General features: G+C 72.0%; 22 protein-coding genes and 1 tRNA gene. 5 read left to right on the plus strand and 18 right to left on the minus strand.

Annotated elements, in window-relative coordinates; translation table 11 throughout:
• Positions 1 to 48: 48 nt before the first annotated feature.
• Positions 49 to 120: transfer RNA gene (locus E1287_RS14480), tRNA-Gln, on the minus strand.
• A gap of 114 nt (positions 121 to 234) precedes the next feature.
• Positions 235 to 651: a helix-turn-helix domain-containing protein gene (locus E1287_RS14485; RefSeq protein ID WP_165969004.1), complete on the minus strand. Its 417-nt coding sequence runs from the start codon at positions 649 to 651 to the stop codon at positions 235 to 237.
• 373 nt (positions 652 to 1,024) lie between these two features.
• On the opposite strand from E1287_RS14485, the gene E1287_RS14490 reads away from it, so the two are divergent.
• Both E1287_RS14490 and E1287_RS14495 read left to right on the plus strand, forming a co-directional pair.
• Positions 1,025 to 1,978 carry an acyl-CoA desaturase gene (locus E1287_RS14490; protein ID WP_131965446.1) on the plus strand — a complete coding sequence of 318 codons (954 nt, stop codon included), beginning with the start codon at positions 1,025 to 1,027 and terminating at the stop codon, positions 1,976 to 1,978.
• 17 nt (positions 1,979 to 1,995) lie between these two features.
• Positions 1,996 to 2,787 (plus strand): TetR/AcrR family transcriptional regulator, encoded by a 792-nt coding sequence (locus tag E1287_RS14495; protein WP_243719010.1) that lies wholly within the window; start codon positions 1,996 to 1,998, stop codon positions 2,785 to 2,787.
• Between the two features lie 30 nt (positions 2,788 to 2,817).
• Here E1287_RS14495 and E1287_RS14500 read toward each other — a convergent pair whose 3' ends face one another.
• The gene (locus E1287_RS14500; RefSeq protein WP_131965447.1) at positions 2,818 to 3,180 is read right to left on the minus strand and encodes a VOC family protein; all 363 of its coding nucleotides are present in this window, start codon (positions 3,178 to 3,180) and stop codon (positions 2,818 to 2,820) included.
• Positions 3,181 to 3,428: 248 nt separating this feature from the next.
• Positions 3,429 to 4,211 carry a trans-aconitate 2-methyltransferase gene (locus E1287_RS14505; protein ID WP_131965448.1) on the minus strand — a complete coding sequence of 261 codons (783 nt, stop codon included), beginning with the start codon at positions 4,209 to 4,211 and terminating at the stop codon, positions 3,429 to 3,431.
• Positions 4,212 to 4,291: 80 nt separating this feature from the next.
• On the opposite strand from E1287_RS14505, the gene E1287_RS14510 reads away from it, so the two are divergent.
• On the plus strand, positions 4,292 to 5,017 hold the full coding sequence (locus E1287_RS14510; RefSeq protein WP_131965449.1) for a patatin-like phospholipase family protein: 726 nt from the start codon (positions 4,292 to 4,294) through the stop codon (positions 5,015 to 5,017).
• On the opposite strand, the gene E1287_RS14515 is transcribed toward E1287_RS14510, so the two are convergent.
• Genes E1287_RS14515 through E1287_RS14525 form a run of 3 tightly spaced genes read right to left on the minus strand, consistent with a single transcriptional unit; the run spans position 4,998 to position 9,046 of the window.
• A complete protein-coding gene (locus tag E1287_RS14515; RefSeq protein ID WP_131965450.1) occupies positions 4,998 to 5,642 on the minus strand; it encodes a response regulator transcription factor in 645 nt (214 codons plus the stop codon). The genes E1287_RS14510 and E1287_RS14515 overlap by 20 nt on opposite strands.
• 1 nt (position 5,643) lies before the next feature.
• The gene (locus E1287_RS14520; RefSeq protein WP_131965451.1) at positions 5,644 to 6,837 is read right to left on the minus strand and encodes a sensor histidine kinase; all 1,194 of its coding nucleotides are present in this window, start codon (positions 6,835 to 6,837) and stop codon (positions 5,644 to 5,646) included.
• 4 nt (positions 6,838 to 6,841) lie between these two features.
• A complete protein-coding gene (locus E1287_RS14525) occupies positions 6,842 to 9,046 on the minus strand; it encodes an MMPL family transporter (RefSeq protein ID WP_131965452.1) in 2,205 nt (734 codons plus the stop codon).
• Positions 9,047 to 9,174: 128 nt separating this feature from the next.
• Between E1287_RS14525 and E1287_RS14530 the strand changes: the two genes are divergently transcribed.
• Positions 9,175 to 9,663 (plus strand): MarR family transcriptional regulator, encoded by a 489-nt coding sequence (locus E1287_RS14530; RefSeq protein WP_131965453.1) that lies wholly within the window; start codon positions 9,175 to 9,177, stop codon positions 9,661 to 9,663.
• A 25-nt stretch (positions 9,664 to 9,688) separates the two neighbouring features.
• Here the strand turns inward: E1287_RS14530 and E1287_RS14535 are convergent, their stop codons facing one another.
• From E1287_RS14535 to metG, 9 genes are all read right to left on the minus strand, one after another.
• The gene (locus tag E1287_RS14535; protein WP_207934218.1) at positions 9,689 to 11,509 is read right to left on the minus strand and encodes an ABC-F family ATP-binding cassette domain-containing protein; all 1,821 of its coding nucleotides are present in this window, start codon (positions 11,507 to 11,509) and stop codon (positions 9,689 to 9,691) included.
• 52 nt (positions 11,510 to 11,561) lie between these two features.
• Positions 11,562 to 11,783, minus strand: coding sequence for a hypothetical protein (locus E1287_RS14540; protein WP_131965455.1), 222 nt, complete (start codon positions 11,781 to 11,783; stop codon positions 11,562 to 11,564).
• 78 nt (positions 11,784 to 11,861) lie between these two features.
• Positions 11,862 to 12,047 carry a hypothetical protein gene (locus E1287_RS14545; RefSeq protein WP_131965456.1) on the minus strand — a complete coding sequence of 62 codons (186 nt, stop codon included), beginning with the start codon at positions 12,045 to 12,047 and terminating at the stop codon, positions 11,862 to 11,864.
• Positions 12,048 to 12,224: 177 nt separating this feature from the next.
• A complete protein-coding gene (locus E1287_RS14550; protein WP_131965492.1) occupies positions 12,225 to 13,145 on the minus strand; it encodes a 4-(cytidine 5'-diphospho)-2-C-methyl-D-erythritol kinase in 921 nt (306 codons plus the stop codon).
• A gap of 51 nt (positions 13,146 to 13,196) precedes the next feature.
• Positions 13,197 to 14,384: a hypothetical protein gene (locus E1287_RS14555; RefSeq protein WP_243719012.1), complete on the minus strand. Its 1,188-nt coding sequence runs from the start codon at positions 14,382 to 14,384 to the stop codon at positions 13,197 to 13,199.
• Between the two features lie 72 nt (positions 14,385 to 14,456).
• Positions 14,457 to 15,341, minus strand: a complete 885-nt coding sequence (gene rsmA / locus E1287_RS14560) for a 16S rRNA (adenine(1518)-N(6)/adenine(1519)-N(6))-dimethyltransferase RsmA (RefSeq protein WP_131965457.1) — start codon at positions 15,339 to 15,341, stop codon at positions 14,457 to 14,459.
• Between the two features lie 16 nt (positions 15,342 to 15,357).
• A complete protein-coding gene (locus tag E1287_RS14565) occupies positions 15,358 to 16,176 on the minus strand; it encodes a resuscitation-promoting factor (RefSeq protein WP_243719013.1) in 819 nt (272 codons plus the stop codon).
• Positions 16,177 to 16,312: 136 nt separating this feature from the next.
• Positions 16,313 to 17,137 carry a TatD family hydrolase gene (locus E1287_RS14570; protein WP_131965458.1) on the minus strand — a complete coding sequence of 275 codons (825 nt, stop codon included), beginning with the start codon at positions 17,135 to 17,137 and terminating at the stop codon, positions 16,313 to 16,315.
• On the minus strand, positions 17,134 to 18,936 hold the full coding sequence (gene metG / locus E1287_RS14575; RefSeq protein ID WP_131965459.1) for a methionine--tRNA ligase: 1,803 nt from the start codon (positions 18,934 to 18,936) through the stop codon (positions 17,134 to 17,136). The genes E1287_RS14570 and metG overlap by 4 nt, the downstream gene beginning before the upstream one ends.
• Before the next feature lie 130 nt (positions 18,937 to 19,066).
• On the opposite strand from metG, the gene E1287_RS14580 reads away from it, so the two are divergent.
• Positions 19,067 to 20,692: a glycosyltransferase family 39 protein gene (locus E1287_RS14580; protein WP_131965460.1), complete on the plus strand. Its 1,626-nt coding sequence runs from the start codon at positions 19,067 to 19,069 to the stop codon at positions 20,690 to 20,692.
• Here E1287_RS14580 and E1287_RS14585 read toward each other — a convergent pair.
• Both E1287_RS14585 and E1287_RS14590 read right to left on the minus strand, forming a co-directional pair.
• Positions 20,689 to 22,545 (minus strand): hypothetical protein, encoded by a 1,857-nt coding sequence (locus E1287_RS14585; protein WP_131965461.1) that lies wholly within the window; start codon positions 22,543 to 22,545, stop codon positions 20,689 to 20,691. The two genes, E1287_RS14580 and E1287_RS14585, sit on opposite strands and share 4 nt — an antisense overlap.
• A 207-nt stretch (positions 22,546 to 22,752) precedes the next feature.
• On the minus strand, positions 22,753 to 24,144 hold the full coding sequence (locus tag E1287_RS14590; RefSeq protein ID WP_243719015.1) for a glycosyltransferase family 2 protein: 1,392 nt from the start codon (positions 24,142 to 24,144) through the stop codon (positions 22,753 to 22,755).
• Positions 24,145 to 24,493: the final 349 nt, after the last annotated feature.

Raw genomic sequence — 24,493 nt, forward strand, 5'->3', positions numbered from 1 at the left:
CCTGTCACCCCGCCGCCCACCGGGGAGCAGACGCGGATACTCAGACAGCTCCGCCGCCAGGACTTGAACCTGAACCTTTAGGACCAAAACCTACTGCGCTGCCAATTACGCTACGGCGGACCGATCGGACGGCTCGCATGGGACCTGCACGCCGACCGGTCCCTACGATACTCACACACGCGCAGACGAGCCCACCTCATTCCCCCGAGGCGCACCGCCTGCTGACGATCTCCTTCATGCTCTGATCCGAACGCGCGAGGAGGCGAGCATCAGCAGCTCCGGGGCCAAGCATGGCGCCCGTTCACGGCGCCGGTAGGACTTGTCCTTCTCCCCCTCGCACCAGTAGACGAGCGCACCGGCCAACAGCGTCTCTCGTTCGGAGAGCTCACCGGCCTCCCGACAGGCGGCGAGCTTCACCTCCTGGCGTCCGGCCTCGCGTGCGATGTGTGTCGGCTCCCAGCGCGACTTCCACATCGCCGCGACCCGTTCTTGTTCATGGCCCGGCCGTGGCGGGGCGGTGACGTCCCTTAACCAGAGGGAGCAGGTGCTGATGGAGATGTCGAGCGAGCCTGCGATCTCGCGGTAGGTCCAGCCTTGGCGGCGGAGTTCGATGGCCTTGGGCTTGAGCTTGTCTCGGATCTCGTCCGGCATCGGTCCACTCATGAGGGAAGCTTATCGGCGAATTTAACCCCTCGTAGTCAGTTCGTTACCTAGTGCATTGTAAAGGTCCGGTCGATTTTACCGGTTTGGAGTAGGGCGTCCCGGACGGGGCATGCCATCCCAGGACGGCCGGCCAGCGAACCTTCGGCGAGCGTTGCGCGTTCGTCCTGGGTGAGGGGCATATCGCCATTCTTCCGTGCGTCCGGGACACAAGGGCGTAGTCGGGCGACAGAGACAGAAGAGTGTTTTGTTGCCTGTTGGGGCAGTTTCCTCCTGAATTTACCGTTGACCAGGTTCCAACCTACGGTTCCGTAGGTTACGTTGGCGTAGGTAAGGCCCCGAAGCCGCAGGGAGTGGTGACGCAATGACGACAGCGCCGGCCGTGGATCCGCCCCGACCGCAGAAGCGCCCGGAGACAGAGCCCGTCCCCCAGGGGAACGCCGAACGAGTGCTGGTCGCGGTGTTCACCGGCGTTCCGTTCCTGGCCCTGTTCGCGGCGATCCCGCTGGCCTGGGGCAGCTTCCTCGGCTGGACGGACGTCGTCCTCATGGCGGTGTTCTACGTGCTGTCCGCGGGCGGCGTCACGGTCGGGTACCACCGGCACTTCACGCACGGCTCGTTCCGGGCCAAGCGCCCGCTGAAGGTCTTCCTGGCGATCGCCGGGAGCCTGGCGATCGAAGGCCCCGTGATCATGTGGGTCGCCGACCACCGCCGTCATCACAAGCACTCGGACAAGGAGATGGACCCGCACTCCCCGTGGCGCTTCGGCAACGACTGGAAGGCGCTGACGAAGGGGCTGGCGTGGGCGCACTACGGGTGGCTGTTCGACGGCAACCGGACGTCCAAGCGCCGGTTCGCCAAGGACCTGCTCGACGACCCGGACATCAGGCGCATCCATCTCGCGTTCCCCGGGCTGGTGGCGGTGTCGTTCCTGCTCCCGGCGCTGATCGGCGGCATGGTCTCGATGTCGTGGGCCGGGTTCCTGACGGCGCTGTTCTGGGCGGGGTTCGTCCGGATCACGCTCGTCCACCACGTCACCTGGTCGATCAATTCCATCTGCCACACGTTCGGCAAGGAGGACTTCGAGGTCCGCGACAAGTCCCGGAACGTGTGGTGGCTCGCCATTCCCTCGCTGGGCGAGTCGTGGCACAACCTGCACCATTCGGACCCGACGTGCGCACGTCACGGGGTGCTGAAGGGGCAGATCGACATCAGCGCGCGGTTCATCTGGCTGTTCGAGAAGGCGGGCTGGGCCTATGACGTCCGGTGGCCGAACGCCGACCGGCTGGCCGCGAAACGCACCAAGCAGGCGGTGTGAGCGCCACAATTGATCCCGTGACAGAACCCGCTCCCAGGACCCGCAGAAAGCGGATGACCGGCAAGGAACGTCGCGAGCAGCTGCTGAACATCGGGCGGACGCTGTTCGCCGCGCGCGGGCTGGACGGCACGTCGGTGGAGGAGATCGCCTCGGCGGCGGGCGTGTCGAAGCCCGTGGTGTACGAGCACTTCGGCGGCAAGGAGGGCCTGTACGCCGTCGTCGTCGACCGGGAGTTCGAGCGGCTGCTGCGGCTCGTCACGGAGGCGCTGAACTCGGCCGTCCACTACCGGAGCAAGCTGGAGAAGGCGGCGCTGGCGCTGCTGGAGTACATCGAGGAGAACCCGGACGGCTTCCGGATCCTCGTCCGCGACTCGCACGGCGGCACCGGGACCGGCAGCTACGCGAGCCTGCTGAGCGAGATCGCCGGTGAGGTGGAGTACATCCTCGCGCAGGAGTTCGACCGGCACGGCTACGACGACAAGTTCGCGTCGCTGTACGCGCAGAGCCTGGTCGGCATGGTGGCGCTGACGGGCCAGTGGTGGCTGGACGTCCGCAAGCCGCGCCGCGAGGACGTGGCCGCGCACGTGGTGAACCTCGCGTGGAACGGCCTGTCGGGCCTGGAGCCGAGGCCGTCGCTCGATCCGCGCCGCCGCCGCAAGGAACTCGAGCGCCTGGAGAAGCGCGCGGAGAAGGCCGCCGCGAAGGCGGAGAAGGCCGAGGAGAGGGCCGCCGCCAGGGAAGAGAAGGCCGCGGCCAAGGCGCAGCGCAGGGGTCGCCGCGACTCAGAGATCGCCGACCCGTCCGCGTAACGAGCACTGTGGCGCTGGTGCGTCAGCGCGTCAGGGCGCCGGCTGCAGGAATTCGAGGCGGTTGCCGACCGGGTCGTCGGCGTAGAACCGCCGATGTCCGGGGAACAGCCCGTCCGGCGTGACGTCGTGGCCCGCGGCGCGGAGCCGTGCGGCGAGTTCGTCCAGATCGCGGACGAGGAGTGCCGGATGGGCCTTGCGGGCGGGACGGAAGTCGCGCTCGATGCCGAGATGCAGTTCGACGCCGTCGCCCCGAAACCAGGCCCCGCCCCGCTTGGCGAGCTCGGGCGGCTTGGCGGTCTCGTCCAGGCCGAGGACGCCGCCGTAGAAGGCGCGGAGCGCGTCCTCGCTGCCGGGCGGGGCGGCGAGGAGGACGTGGTGGACACCGGTGATCATCTGTGGCTCCTCGGTGTGACACCGGCGGCCGGCCGGAGTTCGTCCGGGCGGCCGCCGGCCAGGGGTCGCCGGCCTCGGGTCGCGAGGCCGGGATACGCCGGACGCCGCCCGTCCGTCCGAGATGGCACACCGCAGGGGAACGAGTCGCCCTCGGCCGGACCGGGCGGCACCCCGTCCTTGGGATGCCGGGGCCGCGCACGGCATCTCTCGACATCAAGACATAGGATGCACCAGCCGATATCTTGAGGTCAAGAATCCGGCCGGGTGGCGACCACGAAGATCCGCCGGAACGGGAAAACGGTGCCGTAGTGCGCGGACGGGTACGCCTGCCGCAGCCTGTCCCGGTAGGCGTCGAGGAACTCCTCCGTCTCGCCGGGGTCGAGTGCGGACAGGACGGGGCGCAGCGCGCTGCCCTTGACCCATTCGAGGACGGGGTCGTCCCCGTGCAGTACCTGGATGTAGGTCGTCTCCCAGGCGTCGACCGCGCAGCCGTGGCGGATCAGCAGGTCGAGGTAGCCGGCCGCGTCGAGGACGGGCACGTCCCGCTGGAGCGCTCCGAGCTTGTCGCGCCACCAGTCGGAGCGGCCCAGTTCGCGCAGCAGGACGTGGCTGGGCTCGCCGAAGTTGCCGGGGACCTGGAAGGCGAGCCGTCCGCCCGGCGTGAGCGCGTCCATCCACTGGGGCAGCAGGTCGAGGTGCTCCGGGACCCACTGCAGGACGGCGTTGCTGACGATGAGGTCGACGGGCCCCTCGGGGCGCCACGCCGCGACGTCCCCGACGCGGAAGGTCAGCCGTCCCGGGATCTCGCGCCGCCGGGCCTCGGCGATCATCTCGGCCGAGCTGTCCAGGGCGTCGATGACGGCGTCCGGCCATCGGGCGGCGAGGGTCGCGGTCAGCTCCCCCGTCCCGCAGCCGAGATCGACGACGCGGGCGGGGGCGGGGCCGCCGAGGCGGCCGGCGAGTTCGCGGAAGGGCCTGGCGCGTTCGCCGCCGAAAGCCTCGTACTGCGCGGGGTCCCACACCGTGTTCATAGTCCGCCCTGCCCGGCTCGACGCTTGTCTCGATGTCAAGATACAGGGTCGTCCGGGAGTGGCGCTTTAGGCTCGCCGCCATGAGGCGGCGCGGAGGATCGGGCGGGTGGGCGCTGGTGCTCGGGCCGGGCGGGCCGGTCGGGACGGCATGGCTGGCGGGCCTCGCCGCCGGGCTGCGCCGGTCGGGCGTGGACCCGGCCGCCGCGGCGCTGATCGTCGGGACGTCCGCGGGCGCGATCGCCGGTGCGATGATCACGACGGGACGCGATCTCGCCGCGGTGGCCGAGCTGCCGCTCCAGGGCCGGGACAGGCCGCCGGACGAGGTGCTGCCCGAGGAACGCCACCGGGCCGGAATGGAGTACCTCGTCGGGACCGACGAATGGCCCGGCGGGCGGCACCTGCTCGTCACCGCGGTGGACGTCGAGTCGGGCGAGCCGGTCGTGTGGGACGGGAGCGACGACGGCGTCCCGCTGACGGCGGCCGTCGCGGCGAGCAGCGCCGCGCCCGGGTTCGCCGAGCCGGTGACCATCGGGGGCCGCCGCTACATGGACGGCGCGTTCGGCGGCGGGTCCAACGCGCATCTCGCGGCGGGCGCGGGCACGGTCGTCCTGATCGAGCCGCTCCCCCAGACGCCGGATGATTCCGGGGCCGACGTCTGGATCGTCCCCGATGAGCGGGCGCGCGAGGCGTTCGGCGACGACGTCGGCGACATGGCGCGCTGGACGCCCGCGTACCGGGAGGGCCTCCGGCAGGCCCCCGCGGCGGCGGAGCTGATCGCGGCGGCGGTCAGGGGCCCGGCCGGCTGATGAGGCCGCGGTCGAGGGCGACGACGACGGCGTGGGTGCGATCGCTGACGTCGAGCTTGGCGAAGATGCGCAGCAGGTGCGTCTTGACGGTGGCCTCGGCGATGACGAGGCGGCGGCCGATGTCGGCGTTGGACAGCCCGTCCGCGACGGCGTTGAGGACGTCGGTCTCCCGCGCCGTCAGCGTCACGGGCGCGGGCCGCCGCATCCGGGCGACGAGCTTCTCCGCGACGCGGGGCGCGAGGACGGTCTCGCCGCGGGCCGCGGCGTGGATCGCGTCGACGAGCTGGTCGCGGGTCGTGTCCTTGAGGAGGTAGCCGATGGCGCCGGCCTCGATCGCGTGCTCGATGTCGGCGTCGGTGTCGTAGGTGGTGAGGACCAGGACGCGGGTCGCGGCGCCGCTCGCGACGATCCGCTCGGTGGCGGCGACGCCGTCCATGACGGGCATGCGCAGGTCGAGGAGCGCCACGTCCGGACGCAGGCGCCCGACGAGCTCGACGGCCTCGCACCCGTCGCCGGCCTCGCCGACGATGTCGAGGGTGGGTTCGGAGGCCAGCAGCGCGACGACGCCCGCGCGCATGACCGTGTGGTCGTCCACGACGATGATCCGGAGCCTGCCGTCGGTCATGTCATGCCTCACCGGGATGCGGGGGGACCAGGGCGAAGACGCGGGTGCCGTCGCCGGGCGAGCTGGTCACGGTCAGCTCGCCGCCGAGTTCGGCGAGGCGGCGGCGCATGCCCTCCAGGCCGAACCCGCGCGACCCGCCGGCGGCGTCTCCGGCGCCGGCGACGATGAAGCCGCGGCCGTCGTCGGTGATCTCCAGTTCGATGCCGTGCGGGCGCCGTTCGAGGACGACGCCGACCGTGGTCGCGCCGGCGTGCTTGCGGACGTTGGCCAGGGACTCCTGCGTGCAGCGCAGGAGCGCGATCCGGGCCGTCCGGTCGCAGTCGACCTCGGGCAGGTCGGCGGTGACGGCGAGCCCGGTGTCCTCGGCGAACCGGTCGAGGGTGCGGCGCAGCGCCGCGGCGATCGAGGCGGGCGCCGCGCCGCCCTGCGCGCCGGAGCCGCCGGCGCCCGCGGCGACCAGGACGCGGGCCTCGGCGAGGTTCTCGCGGGCGGTCTGCTCGATCGAGAGGAGCTGCTGGGCGCTCCGGCGCGGGTCCGCGTCGAGGCTGTTCCGGGCCGCCTCCGCCAGGACGACGATGGACGCGAAGCCCTGCGCGAGCGTGTCGTGGATCTCGCGGGCGAGCCTTTCGCGTTCCTCGGCGGCGCCCTGGCGGCGCTGCGCCTCGGCGAGCTCCCGCTGCGTGGTCTCCAGGTCGGCGGCGAGGAGGCGGGCGCGTTCGTCGCGCTGCCCGACGACCCGGTGCATCCACAGCCCGAACAGCACCCCGGCCGCGTAGCCGATGAGGGTGGCGATCGCGTTGCCGGTGAGGACCTCGCCGTCCCGGCCCTGCTGGACGACGTTCCCGGCGACCGTGGCCGCGGCGGCGGCGCCGCTGAGGACGACCGCGCGCCGCGGGCCTCCCGCGAAGATCCAGAAGTGCGGGAGCGACACGATCAGCAGGGAGGCGGCGCCGTCCATCAGGTAGGAGACGCCGCCGATCCCGAGGATGAGCACGCCGAGGAACGCGTACCGGCGGACGGCGGGGTCGCCGGGGAACGTCCCGGTGATCGGGTAGGCGAGCGCGAGCACGGCCAGCAGCGCCAGCGTGGTGGACTTCGTCGCGTCCGGCTGGTCCCACACGCCCATGGCCTGCGGGACCAGTCCGAGGGTCAGCCAGAAGGCGGCGTACCAGCGGCGTAGTGCCCGTTGCGCCATGCCGTCAGACTACGTTTTCCAGCGGCGGCTCGGTGACCACGGGGTCATCCGTCCGGCGGGACGGCCGGGACGGCCACCAGCTCCGCTCGCCGAGCAGCAGCATGAGCGACGGCAGGATCACGATCCGGATGACGACGGCGTCCAGCAGGACGGCGACCGCCAGCGCGAACCCCATCTGCTTCATCTCCATGATGTGCAGGGCCACGAAGCTGGCGAACACGGTGACCATCACGAACGCGGCGCTGGTGACGACGCCCGCCGAGTTCCGGATCCCGCCGAGCACCGCGTCCCGGGTGGACGCGCCCGCCAGCACGGCCTCCCTGATCCGGCTGATCACGAAGACCTGGTAGTCCATGGAGAGGCCGAACAGGATCACGAACAGGAACAGCGGCACCCGGGAGCCGATCGACCCGGTGGAGGTGAAGTCGAGCGCGCGCTCCGCCCACGTCCCCTGGAAGACGAGGGTGAGCAGCCCGAGCGACGCGCCCGCGGACAGCAGGTTCAGCACCACGCCGACCAGGCCGAGCGCGACCGAGCGGAACGCCCACACCGTCATCGCGAACGTCACCAGCAGCAGCGACCCGATGATCATCGGGAGCTTGCGCTCCTGGTGCGCGGGGTAGTCGGCGTAGCGGGCGACGTCGCCGGTCACGGCCGTCGCGACGCCGGCGTCCCCCAGTTTCCCGACGGTGGCGGGCACGTACTCGTCGCGGAGCGTCGTCAGGGACGACTGCGCCTCGTCCGTGCTGCCGTAGTGCGGGACGGCGAGTTCGAGGAGGCTGATCCGGCCGTCCGGCGAGGTGCGCAGCTCGGGGGTGCCGGTGAAGCGCGCGTCGTCCCCGGTACGGGCGGCGAGGGCGCGGAGCGCGGCGGTGACCTCGTCCGCGCGGCCCGGGTCGGCGCGGACGACGACCTGGTGCATCGACTTCAGCTCGGGGAACGCCGCGTTCAGCCGGTCATAGGTCTGCATGGCCGGGATGTCGCGCGGGTGGGACTCGCGTCCCATGTCGGTGAGGTTGAGGTTCAGCAGCGGCGCGGACAGCGCGAGCATCACGAGAACGCCGACGATCAGCGTCACGGCGGGGCGGCGCTCGACGGGACGGAGCATCGCCGTGGTGATCCGGCCTCCGTCCTTCGACTTCGGGAGCCGGGCGGGCTTGCCGCGGCGGGCCCGGCGGGCGGCGCGGCGCTCCGACCACTGGCCGAGCTTGGCCAGCAGCGCGGGCAGGACGGTCAGCGAGCTGACGACGGCGACGAGCGTGACGACGATCGCGCCCGTGGCGATGGACGAGAAGATGACGTCGTCGGCGATGTAGAGGGTGGCGCTGGAGACGGCGACCGCGAGCCCGGACAGCACGACGGCGCGTCCGGACGTCGCCGCCGCCAGTTCCACGACGGCCTGCGGGGAGAGCCGCCCGCCGGACCTGGCCCGCTCCTCCCGTTCCCGCTTGAGGTAGAAGAGGGTGTAGTCGACGCCGACGGCCATCCCGATCAGCAGGATCATGCTGGCGCTGACGCCGGCGTCTGGGAAGACGTGCGAGGCCAGCATCGACAGGCCGACGGCCGCCGCGATCGACGTCAGCGCCAGCACGATCGGCACGACGGCCAGCGACACCGACCCGAACACCACCAGCAGCGTGATCAGCGTGATGGGCAGCGCGATGACCTCGGTGCGCGCCAGGTCCTCGCCGCGCAGCTTCTCGATGCCCTTGCTGATGGACGGCCCGCCGGTCTCCTCCACCCGGACGCCGGGATGCGCGGCCTGCACTTCGGCGGTCTGCGCGATGAGCGGCTCGACGTGCTTCTTGCCGTCCAGTTCGGGGCCCCGCAGGGTGACCTCGACGCGGACGGCGTTCCCGCCGTCCGACCGGATCGGCGCGGACACCGACTCGACCTCCGGGAGCCGCTTCATCCGGGATGCGGCGTCGCGGGCGGCGGCGTCGGCGGCGGGGGCGTCGAGCCCGGCGGCCGTGCCGGGCTTCGCGGTGATCAGGATGTGCTCGACGGGCTTCTGCTGCAGGCCGCCCTCGGCGGCCATCGCCTCGGCCCGTCCGGCCTCGCCGATCCGGAAGTCCTCGGAGGTGGCGGCGTTCCCGCCGACGGCGATCCCGATGCCGAGGCACATCACCACGAACAGGAACCATCCGGCGATCGCCCGCCAGGGATGCCCGGCGCTCCACCGGGCCATGATCAATGAGGGGTTCGTCATGCTGAGAATGCTCGCTGCGGGCATCCTTTGCGCATGAGGCCCGTCCGGCTGAACTTCGTGTCCACCGACCGGTGGACCCCCGCGGCCGGACACCTCTCTTGATATCAAGATACAGGTAGGGTGACGGCATGCAAGATGAGGTGGACAGGCTCGTCGCCGCGTGGCGCACCGAGCGTCCGGACCTGGACGTCCGGCCGCTGCAGGTCCTCAGCCGCGTGTCCCGGCTGGCCCGGCACCTCGACCGCGCCCGGCGCGGCGTGTTCGCCGACCACGACCTGGAGTCGTGGGAGTTCGACGTCCTCACGGCGCTGCGCCGCGCGGGCAGCCCCTACCAGCTCAGCCCGGGACGGCTGCTGCACGCCACGCTGGTCACGTCCGGCACGATGACGAACCGCATCGACCGGCTCGCGGCGGCCGGGCTCGTGGAGCGGCACCCCGACCCGCAGGACAAGCGCGGCGTCCAGGTCCGGCTCACCAGCGCGGGCATGACCCGGGTGGACGCCGCCTTCGCCGATCTCCTCCAACGGGAGGAGGCCATCCTCGAGGGCCTCAGCCCCGCCCAGCACGACGCGCTCGCGGACCTGCTCCGCATCCTGCTCATCCCGTTCGACGAGTGATCGGGCCGGTCGCGAGCCGGGCCGGTCAGCCGAGGTCCTCGGCGAGCATCAGCCATTCCTCCTCGACCGTGGCGGCCTCGGCCTGGATCTCCTTCAGCCGCCCGTCGAGCTCCTGGAGCTTGGCGTAGTCGGTGGCGTGCGCCGCGAGCTGCTCGTGCAGGTCGGCCTCCTGCCCGGCGAGCTTCTCCAGGCGGCGTTCGAGCCGGTCGAGCTCCTTGCGGGCCTTCCAGTCCTGCCCGCCCTTCGGCTTGGGCGCGGCCTTGGCCGCTGCCGAGGCCGCCGGAGCGGCCTTCGCCGCGGGGACGGACGCGTTCTCGGCGCGGGCGGGCTTCGGGGCCGTCCCGGCGGCGCGGCGTTCGAGGTACTCGTCGACGCCGCCGGGCAGCATCGACACGCGCCCGTCGCCGAGGAGCGCCACGACGTGGTCGGTGACGCGCTCCAGGAAGTACCGGTCGTGGCTGACGACGACCAGCGTTCCGGGCCAGCCGTCCAGGAGGTCTTCGACCTCGGTGAGCGTCTCGATGTCGAGGTCGTTGGTGGGCTCGTCCAGCAGGAGGACGTTGGGCTCGCCCATCAGGAGGCGGAGCAGCTGCAGGCGGCGCCGTTCACCGCCGGAGAGGTCGCCGACGGGCGTCCACTGGCGTTCGCGGTGGAAGCCGAGGCGTTCGAGGAGCTGGCTCGCGGTCCAGTCGCGCTTGCCGACGGTGATGCGGCGGCGGATCTCCTCCACCGACTCCAGGACGCGCCTGGACGGCTCCAGGTCTTCGAGGTTCTGCGTCAGATGCGCGAGCTGGACGGTCTTGCCCTGCACCACCGTCCCGGCCACCGGCGACACCGAGCCGTCCAGCAGGCGCAGCAGCGTGCTCTTGCCGCTGCCGTTGACGCCGACCAGCCCGACGCGGTCGCCGGGGCCGAGACGCCACGTCATCCGCTCGAAGATCGTGCGGGCGCCGCCGTCGCCAGAAGCGCTGCCGACCTGGACGGTCACGTCCTCCGCGTCGTAGACGGTCTTGCCGAGCCGCGCGGTCGCGAACCGGGTCAGCTCCACCGAGTCGCGCAGCGGCGGCTCGTCGGCGATCAGCGCCTGCGCGGCGTCCACCCGGAACTTCGGCTTGGATGTGCGGGCCTGCGGGCCGCGCCGCAGCCACGCCAGCTCCTTGCGCAGCAGGTTCTGCCGCTTCGCCTCGGTCGCGGCGGCGATCCTGGCGCGTTCGGCCTTCGCGAGGACGTAGGCGGAGTAGCCGCCCTCGTAGCGTTCGACGTTCCCGTCGACGACCTCCCATGTCCGGTCGGTGACCTCGTCGAGGAACCAGCGGTCGTGGGTGACGACGAGGACGGCCGACTTTCGGCCCTTCAGGTGCCGGGCGAGCCAGTCGATGGCCTCGATGTCGAGGTGGTTGGTGGGCTCGTCCAGCAGCAGCAGGTCGGACTCGGGGACGAGGAGCCGCGCCAGCGCGACACGGCGGCGCTCGCCGCCGGACATGCCCGCGAGCGGCGCGTCCAGGTCGAGGTCGGCGAGCAGGCCGCCGAGGACGTCGCGGACGCGGACGTCCCCCGCCCACTCGTGCTCGGCGCGGTCGCCCAGCACCACGGACCGGACCGTCGCCGCCTCGGCGAAGTCGTCCCGCTGGGCCAGGTGGCCGAGCCGCAGCCCGCGCGCATGCGTGACGCGTCCGGCGTCGGGCTCGGTCTCCCGCGCGAGGACGGACACGAGGGTGCTCTTGCCGCCGCCGTTGCGGCCGACGACGCCGACGCGGTCGCCCTCGTCCAGGCCGAGGGACACGGCGTCGAGCAGCGGCTCGGGCCCGTAGGCCTTGGCGACGTTCTCAAGGTTGATCAGATTCACGACGCCATCAAGCCTATTGGCCCCGGAGCCCCCTTCAGTCAGACCCGGCCCGTCAGACGCCGGGCGGGGGCGGGCCTTGCGGGCCGTACGGGCCTTGCGGGCCTTGACCTGGCGGAGGGCCGTAGCCGGGCGGGCCATAGCCGGGCGGTGGGCCGGGGTTCTGGCCCTTGTTCCGGTTGGAGGACGCGGCGACGATGATCACCACGACCACGGCCACGAGCCCCAGCACGACGATCAGGAGCAGGAGGAGCCCCAGCGGTGCGACGGTCGACATTGGTCGTCCTCAGCGGGTCGGTCGGGGGGACGGGGGCCGCGCAGGGCCTCGGGGGGACGGCGCGGGCGCGGTGGCGGGTCAGCGCAGGGCCGGAGGCGTCGGGCCCTCGGCCTGCGCCTCAAGGCTAGCGGCCCGCGCCCGTCCCGCGACGACGGAGCCGGGCGCGTTCCGGCGGAGGTCCCGGTCGCGGCGCACGGCCAGCAGGACGAGCGTCGCCATCATCGCGATCGCCATGATGGCCAGCAGCCCGGAAAGGTACGTCATCGCTCCACCTCGCCGGCAGGATCAGCGCTTGAGTGCATCGGTGTCACGGGTACAAGACGCCTGCCGTGTGCAAGAAGTTCGCTTGTGTGACAAGCGCATCTACCCTTTTTTATTAGGAAAGCTTCTTATCGTGAAGCCCCAGGGTATCGGTGTCGTCACACCAGCGGGAACCGGGCGTCACACCACCGCCGCGCCCGGGACGGGGCCCTGGGCGCGCAGGATCTGCCGGGCGACGCCCGTCCCGTCCAGCGCCTCCGCGAGCTCTCCGGCGTCCTCCTCGGTCTCGGCGAGGAAGGCGCATGTCGGGCCGGAACCGGACACCAGCGCCCCGGCGGCGCCGAGATCGAGGCCCGCGTCGAGGACGCGTCCCAGCGACGGCCGCAGCGACAGCGCCGCCGCCTGGAGGTCGTTGGCCAGCGCCGCGCCCAGCCCCTTGGCGTCGCCGGTCGCGAGCGCGGTCATCAGCGCCTCCGAGACCACCGGCTGCGCCGCCGCCTCCCCCTGGGCAGCGCGGATCCGGTCGCACTCGGCGTAGACGGCGGGCGTGGACAGTCCGCCGTCGGCGGTCGCGAACACCCAGTGGAAGGTCCCGCGGGTCAGGGCGGGGGTGAGCCGCTCGCCGCGTCCGACGCCGACCGCGGTCCCGCCGAGGACGGCGAACGGCACGTCGCTGCCCAGCTCGGCGCCGAGTTCGACCAGGTCGTCGCGGGTGAGGGCGGGGTTGTCGCGGTCGTCCCAGAGCCGCGCGCAGGCGACCAGCGCGGCGGCGGCGTCGGCGCTGCCGCCCGCCATGCCGCCCGCCACCGGGATGGCCTTGCGGATCCGGATCGCGACGCGGGGCTCGACGCCGAGCCGCGCGGCGACGAGCCCGGCCGCCTTCGCCGCGAGGTTGCCGCCGTCGACCGGGACGCCGCCGACGTCCACCCGCGAGTACGGGGCGGCCTGGACGCTCACCTCCAGGCTGGGCGCGTCCCCAGCTGTCACCTCGTCGAAGAGGGAGACGGCGTGGAACACGTTGACGAGGTCGTGGTAGCCGTCGTCGCGGATCGGCCCCACGCCGAGCTGCAGGTTGACCTTGGCGGGGACGCGTACGCTCACTGCGGTCACGTTCGAAACCCTACGGCCAATCCCGACTGGTTGCGTTCCGGGTCAGTCTCCGCTGGTCACGGGCAGGTTGCGGGGGTTGAAATAGGGGGTCGTGGCGAGTTCGCGGAGCGCCGAGACGGTGTGCTTGTCGCCGGTCACCGAGTAGGCGCGGCGCTTGTCGCGGGCGTTCGCCGCCTGCTCGTCGGAGTTGAAGTAGACGACGGCCTTGACCTGCGGGTCCTGGAGCGTCTTGGCCGCCTCCCTGAGCCATTCGGCGCGCCGCTCGCCGTAGGACTTCGGGACGCCGAACTCGGCGATCATGATGGGCTTCTCGCGGTCCCGCGCCCACTGCAGGAACATCTTCACGGCCTCGGACAGGTCGCGGTACTCGTAGTCGGTGCCGGGCTGCGCGTCGGCGCAGATCCAGTCGACCTGATCGTCGCCGGGGTAGTAGGCGGGGGCGTCGCCGCCGCCGAACCCGCGCGCGGTCGGGCACCACACCCACGCGACGTTGTCGACCCGCTCCTGCTTGAAGATCGCCCGCAGGTGCTTCCAGGCCGCGACGAAGTCGGCCGGGGCGTGCACCCGCTTCTTGTTGGACGCCTTGTCCATGTCTCGCGACCAGCGCAGGAAGACCGGCTTGCCGAGGGCCTTGACGGCGCGGGCGCGGCGCTGGACGAGCGCGTCGTACTCCCCCTGGACGATCTTCTTGGTGTCCGCGCCGCCCCAGGTCAGCAGCAGGTAGCGGTTGCCCTCGGTGACCGACTCCTCGAGCCCGGCGGGGAACTCCGACGTCCAGCTCCGGTAGGTCTGGACGATGTCGAGCTGCCGTCCGAGCTCCTGCTCGAAGCCGACGACCGGGGCCATGCCGGGCTTGTCCGCGTCCTTGCCGGTGGGCTTCGCGGACGGAGACGCCGACCCCGACGGAGTGCCCGAGGGCGACTCCGATGGAGAACCCGAAGGCGACGGCGACCCCGACGCGGACGGCCCTCCCTCGCCCTCCGGCGGCACCCAGGCCCCGAAGTAGGCCCCCTCCTTCGGCGGCACCGGGGCCACGCCCGCCCGCGCCGTCGTCGTGATCTTCGGCGCGGCCCCCGCGCCGCCGCAGCCCGCCGCCACCGTCGCGACCATCGCCGCGGTGGCGAGCAGGGCCGTCCCCAGGATCGGCAACCTCGCCCGCGCCGTCCGCGAACGCCCCTTCACATCGACCTCCGGCTCGTCCTGTCCAGTGTCCCCCGTGGAGCCGTCCATCCCCCGGCTCCCCGCAGCACTCCGCGTCCGAAAAACGCTCTGCTGGAAACATGCCCCCGCTGAGAACACGCCCTAGGGGGTCGGGAGCTGATCTCCCCGGCGTGAAGGACCATACTCGGCAATCCGGGCGAAGGCGGCCACGTCCAGAGCTTCTCCCCTCGTCCGGGGGTCCACACCCGCGGCGCGCAGCGCCTCCTCGGCGGCCGCCGCGGACCCGGCCCAGCCCGCCAGCGCGGCGCGCAGCGTCTTGCGGCGCTGCGCGAACGCGGCGTCCACCACGGCGAACACCTCCTCGCGGGTCGCGACGGTCGGCGGCGGCTCGCGGCGGGTGAACGCGACGAGGCCCGAGTCGACGTTCGGCGCGGGCCAGAACACCGCGCGCCCGACGGCCCCGGCCCGGCGCGCGTGCCCGTACCAGGCGAGCTTCACCGACGGGACGCCGTAGATCTTCCCGCCGGGCGCGGCGACCATCCGGTCGGCGACCTCGGCCTGCACCATCACGAGCGCGGTCCGCAGCGACGGCAGGACGGCCAGCAGGTGCAGGACGACCGGCACCGCCACGTTGTACGGCAGGTTCGCGACGAGCGCCGTCGGCTCGGGCCCCGGCACCCGTGTGATCTTCATCGCATCGGCGTGGACGACCTCCAGCCGTCCGGCGAGATCCGGCGCCCGCGCCCGGGCCGTGCCGGGCAGCGCCGCGGCGAGCGCCCGGTCCACCTCGACGGCGACGACGCGCTCCGCCTCCGGTAGCAGCGCGAGCGTCAGCGACCCGAGCCCGGGCCCCACCTCGATCACGACGTCGCCGGGGCGCACCCCGGCCGCCCGGACGATCCGCCGGACGGTGTTCGCGTCGATGACGAAGTTCTGCCCGAGCGTCTTCGTCGGCCTGACGCCGAGCCGTTCCGCCAGCTCGCGCACGTCCGCCGGGCCCAGCAGCGCCGCCTGTGTCTCCCCCACGCCCCGATTGTTCCAGCTAGGAGAACAGGAATTTCCCGCAGTTGGGCCACTGGCCCTGCCAGCGGCCGTTGACCCTCTTGTAGAGGAGCTGCGCGCGGTAGGTCTGCTCGGCCGCGCTGGCGTCCGACGGCTTGCCCTTGCCGCCGACCGACGCCCACGAGGCCATGGAGAACTGGTACAGCCCGTAGTACCCGGCGGGGTTCACGGCCTTCGGGTTGTTGTTCGACTCGCAGCTCGCGAGACCGCGCCAGTTCAGCCTGGCCGCCGAGCCGGTGCCGGCCGACTCGGGGCCGACCGCGAGGACCCGCGCGACGGGCTTCCGCTTGATCCGCTGCGTGATGACCTTCTTGACGGGCTTGAGCTTCCCGCCCTTCCCGACCGGCCGCCGGACGTACGCCCATGTCACGATCTTGATGCCGGGGCGGCCCTCGCGCAGCACCTTCTCGTCCCACGGCGGCACCGAGGCGCTCTTCTTGCGGATCGTCTTCGCGGGCACCTTGACGGCCAAGGTCTTCGGCGCCGACAGCAGCCGCAGGATCTTCACGACGTCCCCGGCGGGCTGGTCGATGGTCGGCTTGACGAGGTCGTACTGGCCCAGCGCGACCCCGGCCTCCTGGAGGACCTGCCGGACGGTCGTGCCGGTCGTCATCGTCTCGGTCCACTTGCCGTCCACGATGATGACGACCTTGTGCGGTGCGGGCGCGTCTGCGCGCGGCGCGTCCGCGGCGGCCTTGGGACCGGCCGATCCGTCGCCGCCGCACCCCGCCCCCAGCACCGACAGCGCCGTGGCCAGCAGCACAGGGACGGCAGGACGACGCAGGGGGTGGCGACGCACGGTACCTCCAAGGGGGGTCGGGCTCAGGGGCGCCCGCTCAGAGGCCAGAGATTAGAGCCGCCCGCCGCGTCTCCGCCACCACATCGCTCACATGCGTCCCGCCGACCCCTCCGGGGCGCGGGCCGCCGCCGCGGCCTTACCAGGGGCCGAAGGCGCGTTCGCCGTTGGCGGCGATGGCCGTGCACAGCTCCGCCACGTCCACGCCCCTGACCTCCGCCATCGCGCGGACGGTGTGCGGGATCAGGTACGAGGCGTTCGGCTTCCCCCGGTGCGGGAGCGGCGTCAGGAACGGCGCGTCGGTCTCCACGAGCACCAGGTCGAGCGGCGCCGCCTTCAGCGCCTCCCGCAGCGGCTCGGCGTTCTTGAACGTGACGTTCCCGGCGAAGCTCATCAGATAGCCGCGCTCGGCGCAGATCGCAGCCATCTGCGCATCGCCCGAATAGCAGTGGAAGACGACTGTTTCGGGCGGGCCCTCCTCGTCCAGGACGCGCAGGACGTCGTCGTGCGCGTCGCGGTCGTGGACGACGAGTGCCTTGCCGGTCCGCTTGGCGATCTCGATGTGGCCGCGGAAGGAGCGGTGCTGGTCGTCCTTCGGCGCCCAGTCGCGGTAGTAGTCCAGGCCCGTCTCGCCGATCGCGCGGACCTTCCGGTGCGCGGCCAGCCGCGCCACGTCCTCCAGGACGGCGTCGGAGATCCCGGTGGTCTCGTTCGGGTGGATCGCGACCGCCGCGTACACGTCGTCGAACTCGGCGGCGGTGTCCGCGGCGAACCGCGACGACGGCAGGTCGCAGCCGATCGTGACGATCCGGGTGACGCCCGCCGCCTTCGCCGACCGCAGCTGCTCCTGCACGGGGGTGGAGACGATGTCGAGATGGCAGTGGCTGTCGAACACGTCCACCGGGAGGCGCTCGGGAAGCGGCGGGAACGAGCGCGAGCTCTGCCCGTCCCCGTCCCGGCTCAACGGTTCTCCAGCCTGGCGAGCTCCTCGTCCACCACGGACGCGTCGAGCTTGGTGAACAGCGGGACCGGCTTCGCCAGCGGGACGCCCGGCTTGATCGGCGTGGACTCCCAGCGCGCCTCGGTCGCGTAGTCGCCGGTCAGGATGGTGTAGTCGGGGCCGCCGTCCTCCGAGACGGTCTGCAGCTCCGGCGTGCCGCTCCACTCGCCCTCGCCACCGAGCATCTCGTAGACCTTCTGCGACGAGCGCGGCAGGAACGGCGTCAGCAGCGTCTTCGCGTCGTCGACGACCTGCAGCGCGGTGTGCAGGATCGACTTGACGCGGGCCGGGTCGTCCTTGATCTTCCAGGGCGCCTGGTCGGACAGGTACTTGTTGGCGTCGCGGACGACGTCCAGCGCCTCGGTGATCGAGTTCTTGAACCGGGACCGTTCGAGCTCCGCGCCCACCGCCGCGAACGCAGTCCGGCTGCGCTCCAGCAGCGCCCGGTCGGCGTCGGTGAGGTCGCCCGCCTCCGGGATCGCGCCGAAGTTCTTCGCCGCCATGTTCACCGACCGGTTGACGAGGTTGCCCCACGCCGCGACCAGCTCGTCGTTGTTGCGGCGGACGAACTCCGCCCACGTGAAGTCGGTGTCCTGGTTCTCGGGCCCGGCGACCGCGACGTAGTAGCGCAGCGCGTCCACGTCGTAGCGGGCGAGGAAGTCCTGCACGTAGATGACGACCTGGCGGGACGAGGAGAACTTCTTGCCCTCCATCGTCAGGAACTCCGACGACACCACCTCCGTCGGCACGTTCAGCGCCCCCAGCGACCCGGGCGTGCCGCCCTTGTCGCCCTGGCCGCTGTAGCCGAGGAGCATCGCCGGCCAGATCTCGGCGTGGAAGACGATGTTGTCCTTGCCCATGAAGTAGTAGGACAGGGCGTCCGGGTCTTGCCACCAGGCGCGCCACGCCTCCGGGTCGCCGGACCGCCGCGCCCACTCCACGGACGCGGAGAAGTACCCGACGACCGCGTCGAACCACACGTACAGCTTCTTCGCCGGGTTGTCGCGCCAGCCGTCCAGCGGGATCGGGACGCCCCAGTCGAGGTCGCGGCTGATCGCGCGCGGCTGCATGTCGTCCAGCAGGTTCAGCGCGAACTTCAGCACGTTCGGACGCCACGCCAGCGCCCCGTTCTGCTTGCCGCGCAGGTACCGGCCGAGGACCTCGGTGAACGCGGGCAGGTCGAGCATGAAGTGCTCGGTCTCGACGAACTTCGGCTTCTCGCCGTTGATCCGCGACACCGGGTTGATCAGGTCGACGGGGTCGAGCTGGTTGCCGCAGTTGTCGCACTGGTCGCCGCGCGCGCCGTCGTATCCGCAGATCGGGCAGGTGCCCTCGATGTAGCGGTCGGGGAGCGTCCGCCCGGTGGACGGCGAGATCGCGCCCATCGTCTTCTGCGGGAAGATGTAGCCGTTGTCGTACAGGCCCTTGAAGATCTCCTGGACGACGGCGTAGTGGTTCAGCGTGGTCGTCCGGGTGAACAGGTCGTAGGTCATGCCGAGGCCGTGCAGATCCTGTGCGATCACACCGTTGTACCGGTCGGCCAGCTCCCGGGCGGAGACGCCCTCCTTGTCGGCTTGGACCTGGATCGGCGTGCCGTGCTCGTCGGTGCCGCTGACCATGAGTACCGTGTTACCCGCCATCCGCTGGTAGCGGCTGAACATGTCGGCGGGCAGCGCGAAACCGGAGACGTGCCCGATGTGACGGGGCCCGTTGGCGTACGGCCAGGCGGGCGCGGTCAAGATATGACGGCTTGACGAGGACATGGAATCAAGGGTAGTCGCGTCACGGACGGCGCGGCACGCGAGTAGCCTGGTCCGTCGTTTCAGGGGCATTCGCCCGGGCTTCAGCGGTCCCGGGCATCGGCAGCACTGATCAGCGGAGGCGGAGCCAGGCATGGCCCAGACCACGTCCGACGAGCCGGCCGTCGGCGAGGCGGCGACCGGAACCGAGCCGGACGAGCCGCGGCGAGCCCTGCCGGCACGCGCGGCGGGGCGGGTCCGGCGGACGCGGCGGGTCGTGTGGCTGTCCCTGCTGGTGGCGGCGGCCACGGTGCTCGTGCAGTGGGTGATCATGACGCCGCCGCTGTACTTCGACCCGTACTACGTGTGGCTCGCCGCCCGCGACTGGCCCGACGTCCCGCTGACGGTGTGGCCGTTCGACGAGGTCCCGCACCAGGTCACCCGGATCGGCCTGGTGCTGCCCGCGCGGCTCGTCCAGGAGGTCCTCGGGGACGGCCAGGCCGGCTTCTTCGCCGTCGCGGCGCTCGGCGGCTGCGCGTTCTTCGTCGGGACGTACCTGGTCGTCAGGTCGCTGTTCGGGGACGTGGCGGGCGTGGCGTCCGCGGCGATCCTGCTGATCCACCCGTTCTTCACGATGACGAACCCGTTCGGCCGCGAGATCACCTGGTCGACCGGGGCGGTGCTGCCGGACATGCCCGGCGCCGGGCTGTTCGCGATCGGGATGGCGGGCCTGGTCGTCGCGAGCCGCAGGACGGGACGCGCCCAGACCCGCATGCTGATCCTCGCCGGGGTGTGCATGGGCTCGGCGTTCCTCGTCCGGGAGTTCCTGGCGTTCCTGTTCCTCCCCATCCCGGTCTACCTGGCGCTGCTGCGGATCCCGTGGCGCCGCAACGTCACGGTCGGCGCGCCGATGCTGCTGATCCTGGCGGTCAGCCTCGTCCACAACCAGCTCGTGTGGGGCAGCCCGCTGGCCGGGCTGATCTCCGCCGCTGAGCACGGCGGCCAGTCCCGCGACTACGTGACGCGCGAGCTCGCCGCCCGCTCGTTCCTGCGCGCCATGCACGACTGGAACGAGCTCGGCATGATCTTCACCGCCGCCCTGGTGCTGACGACCCTCGGCTGGGCCGTCACCCACGACCGGCGGCTCGCGCTGATCCTGGTGTGGTTCTGCAGCCTCGCCGTCCCGCTGACGCTGTTCTCCGGCGTCCTCGACCCGAACGACATCTCGCTGCGGGCGTGGCTGCAGCGGTACTGGTTCGCGGTGCTGCCCGCGCTGCTGGCGGGCGGCTTCGGCTCGCTGATCCTGATGTTCCGGATGCTGCCGTCCGACCTGCTGTCCCAGCGGCGGTTGCGCACCCTGGTCGTTCCGGTGCTGGTGGTGGCGCTCGGCGGGGTGTACGGGGTCGCCGCCGTCCGGGCCGTCCCCGACCTGCCGCGCGACAAGGCGTGGGGCGAGCTGCGCGGCTACCTCGCCGGGCACCGTGACATCACGCTGATCTGCGCCGACCGGCGGCTCGCGCAGACCCTCACGTTCTACACGCGGGACGTGTGGGGCGACCCGGTCTGGCGCGGCGAGATCCGCGACTTCCCGCACTACATGCCGCAGATCCCGCGGAACGCGACCGAGGGCCCGATGCTGTACACGCGGTGGCGCGGCATGGAGTCGCAGATCGCGGGCGGCTGGCGTCCGGACCCGACGCAGGGCTGGCGCCTGATGTGGCGCTCATCCGACGGCATTCTCCAGCTCTGGAACCCACCGCCCCAGCCACGGCAGGACTAGCGCGCCCAGGCGACCCAGTCGCCCTGGACGGTGCGGCGGCTGTCGATGATCCGCCAGCCGGGCGGGGCGCCCTTCGGCCAGGACTCGGCGGCCGGCTTGTCCTTCGGCCACGCCAGGACGATCATGTCCACGTTCTGCGGCGGGGGCGTCCAGCGGGCGTCGAAGACGCTGCCGTCGCTCCACCAGGCCCAGTAGTAGTGCGACAGCCGGATCGTCCACGGGACGTTCCAGTCGACGGCGATCGACCGCTGCCGACGCAGGTCGATGCTCTGCCTGATGTCGGTGTGCGCGGTCTCGTCGCGGACGAGCGGCCGGGCGATGCGGTCGGTCGCCGTCACGGACATCCCGACCGCGACGACGGCGAGCACGCCCGCGAGCAGCAGCGGTCCGCTGCGCCGCAGCCGGACGACGGCCACCGACGCGCACAGCAGCACGAGCGCGGTCGCCGTGGCGTGCCACAGTTGGAACGACTCCCAGTCCCACGTCAGGAACGACGTCTCCGGGAAGTCGTAGGGCGTGTGCTTGTACAGGGTGAGCAGATCGCCCGCATACCACTGGACGACGCACGCGGCGACGACCGTCAGGGTGGCCGCTGAGGCCGTCGCCCACAGCAGCGTCCGCGGCGACCCGCGCAGCAGGACCGCGACGCCGACGGCGAACAGCACCGGCGTGATGGACGCGAGGTAGCGGCCGTAGACGTAGTTGCCGATGCGGTACTCGACCGGCAGCGCCGCCGAGGTGGCGAACGCGATGCCCGCCACGATCGCGATGACGGCGAGCGCGAGCGCCCGCGTCCGTCCCGGCGCGCCCAGCGGGGTTCCGGCGGGACGGACGGCCACGAACGCGACCGCGACCAGGCCGATCGCCGCCATCCCGCCGGTCGCGGCGGCTTGGTACCAGACCTGTCCGGTGCCGAGCGACAGCATCCAGCCCCAGCCGTCCTCGGAGGTGAGCCGCCGGACGACGTTGCCGCCCAGGTCGTTGTCCCCCTGCGGGTACATGTGCGGCAGCAGCGACCGGTTCAGCAGCATCCCGGCGGCCGTCCCGGCGGCGGCGGCGAGCGCGGCGAGACCCGTCGCGCGCCAGGACCGCCACCGGCACACCAGCGCCGCCGCGAGCAGCGCGACATGCGCGGCCAGCAGGACCGCGCCGCGCGTGTGGCAGGCATAGGCGTAGGCGACGATCAGCGACGCGCCCGCCCCGGCGAGGTTCAGCCGGACGGACGAACGCGGACCCGCCGGCGGCGGGGCGCTCAGCCACGCGTGGACGAGCAGCAGCCAGCCGACCAGCATCACCGGCAGGATCGCGTCGGTCAGCGCGAACTCGGAGTAGAACAGCACGGACGGCAGCACCGCCGTCACGTGCCCGAAGACGTAGGACCAGCGCCTGCGCACCCGCAGGCGGCGCAGCAGCAGGTAGGCCAGCGGGAGCATGGCGGCGCTGATCAGCGCGTTGATCACCAGGGCGCCGCGGTAGACGCTCACCGGGTCGTCGCCGAACCAGAACGCGGGGGTGAGCAGCAGCGGGTACCCGCCGCGGTAGACGGTCCCGAACGACATGTCCGCGTCGGTGCCGCCGGTCAGGACGCGGGCGGCGAACAGGTAGCCGGACTCGTCCGGGGTGGCGACGGGCACCGTCTGCCCGGACCCGAGCACGAGCCGGACGGCGACCTGCGCGGCCCAGCCCAGCACGAACAGCCAGGCCCAGCGGCGGCGGCTCGGCCGGGACGGGGCGGGGCGCCGGTCCGGCGGCGCGACCGGCGGGCGTGCGCTGACAGCCGGCCGGGCCGCTGACGGGGCCGCGGTCGGGGCCGGCGGCGCGGTCCCCGCGCCGGCCGGCGTTGGCGTGCTCATCGACGTACGGCCCCCCGGGCGCCGGGCTGTCAGAGAACGGTGATCCATCGCCGGTCAAGCCTGTCACAACACTGCAGGGGCACCGGTTCGAGGCCCGGGAACGCTCAGCGGGTTCTCGGCTTTCGCGACGGTCTGTCCCGCGTGTTTTTCAGATGTTGACAATCCTTGGGCGACGGGTTGGCGACCGGATCGGCACGGATCGGCGGGTTACCGGCCGGACGCGCCGTCCTCGTCGCTCTGGTCGCCTTCGTCGCTCTCGGCGGCCCTCGTGGCCCCCGGCTTCGTCGCGCCGGACTTCGCCGCGCCCGACTTCGCGCCCGACTTGGCCGCGCCCGGCTTCCCGGTGGTGCGGCTCCCGGCGGAGACCTTCGCGGACTCGTCGTCCTTCGCGACCCGGCGGGCGGCGGCGTCCACGACCCCGGCGGCCTCCTCGGCCGCGTCCACGATCGGCGGGTGCTGGCGGCGGCGGATGCCGAGGATGCTGACGAACAGGGAGGCGAAGATGGCCTGGAGGCTCATCACGAGCGCGGTGGCGGCGGGGACGACGATGCGCAGCGACTCGCGCGGGTCGAGCTCGCCGAAGCTGTTGACCCGCCAGTGCAGCAGCGACGCGACGAGGCCGCCGAGACCGGCGACGGCGAGCAGCCCGCCGAGCAGCAGCCCGCGCTCCAGGCTCCACCAGTCGATGATCTTCTGGACCCGCTGGTCGTGCGGCAGGAATCCCTCCTGCATCGCGTAGACCTTCGTGAGCAGCGCGAACAGCACCGCCTGGAAGCCGATCACCAGCGCGGCGCCGGCGCCGACCAGCGTGTCGACGTCGAACGCGATCTCCCCGACCGTGACCGGGCCGGTCGACAGCGCGATCCCGGCGAGCAGCCCGAGCGTCATGAAGACGAGACCGGGGATGAGGAACAGCCAGCGCGGGCTGTAGAGCATGAGGAAGCGGAGATGGCGCCAACCGTCGCGCCAGGTGTTCAGGTGCGGGGCGCGGGTGCGTCCGTCCGGCGACAGCGTCGTCGGGACCTCGCGGATGTCGTACCCCTGCAGGGTCGCCTTGACGACCATCTCGCTGGCGAACTCCATGCCGCCGGTCTGCAGGCCGAGCCGCATGATCGCTTCCTTGTCGAAGGCGCGCAGCCCGCAGTGGAAGTCGCCGATCTTGCTGCGGAAGAACAGCCGGCCGACGAAGCTGAGCACCGGGTTGCCGAGGTAGCGGTGCAGCGGCGGCATGGCGCCGTCGGCGATGCCGCCCTTGAACCGGTTGCCCATGACGAGGTCGGCGCCGTCGCGCAGCTCGTCCAGGAACGGGCCGAGGGTGGTGAAGTCGTAGGAGTCGTCGGCGTCGCCCATCGCGACGTACCGGCCGCGCGCGGCGCGGATCCCGCCCATGAGGGCGTTGCCGTACCCCTTGTCGATGACCGGCACGACACGCGCCCCCGCGTCCCTGGCGAGCTGCTGGCTGCCGTCGGTGCTGCCGTTGTCGGCGATGACGACCTCGCCGTCGATGCCGTTGTCCTCGAAGAAACCGATCGTCTTGCGGACGCAGGTCTCGACCGTCTCGGCCTCGTTCAGACACGGCATCACTACGGAGAGTTCCACGCGATCTCCTTCGTTACCCCTGGTGACGTTTTTCCCTGATGGCGTTTCCCCTGATGACCGCCGGCGGGACGATCCACTAATCTCAGTTGTTCTGCGCGGCGGCCCGTCGTCGTTCATGAATCCAGTGGTTCATGATGCCTGCCGGAGACGGGTATTGATGGCCGCTCTCGTCAAGAGCACCCGTATCGTGTTGCCCTATCGCAACCCAAAAAACGTCACCGCCACGTTCGCGGGCGGCAGGCTAGCAGGCTAGGACGTCAAGCATACGGGCACAGCGGCCCGGAAGGGGTGGGTCGGCTGTGACGCGCGCCGGAGAACGCAGTGCCGCCGGACAGGGGGCCGGACACCG

It is taken from the genome of Actinomadura sp. KC06, from assembly GCF_004348735.1.
GTDB lineage: Bacteria > Actinomycetota > Actinomycetes > Streptosporangiales > Streptosporangiaceae > Spirillospora.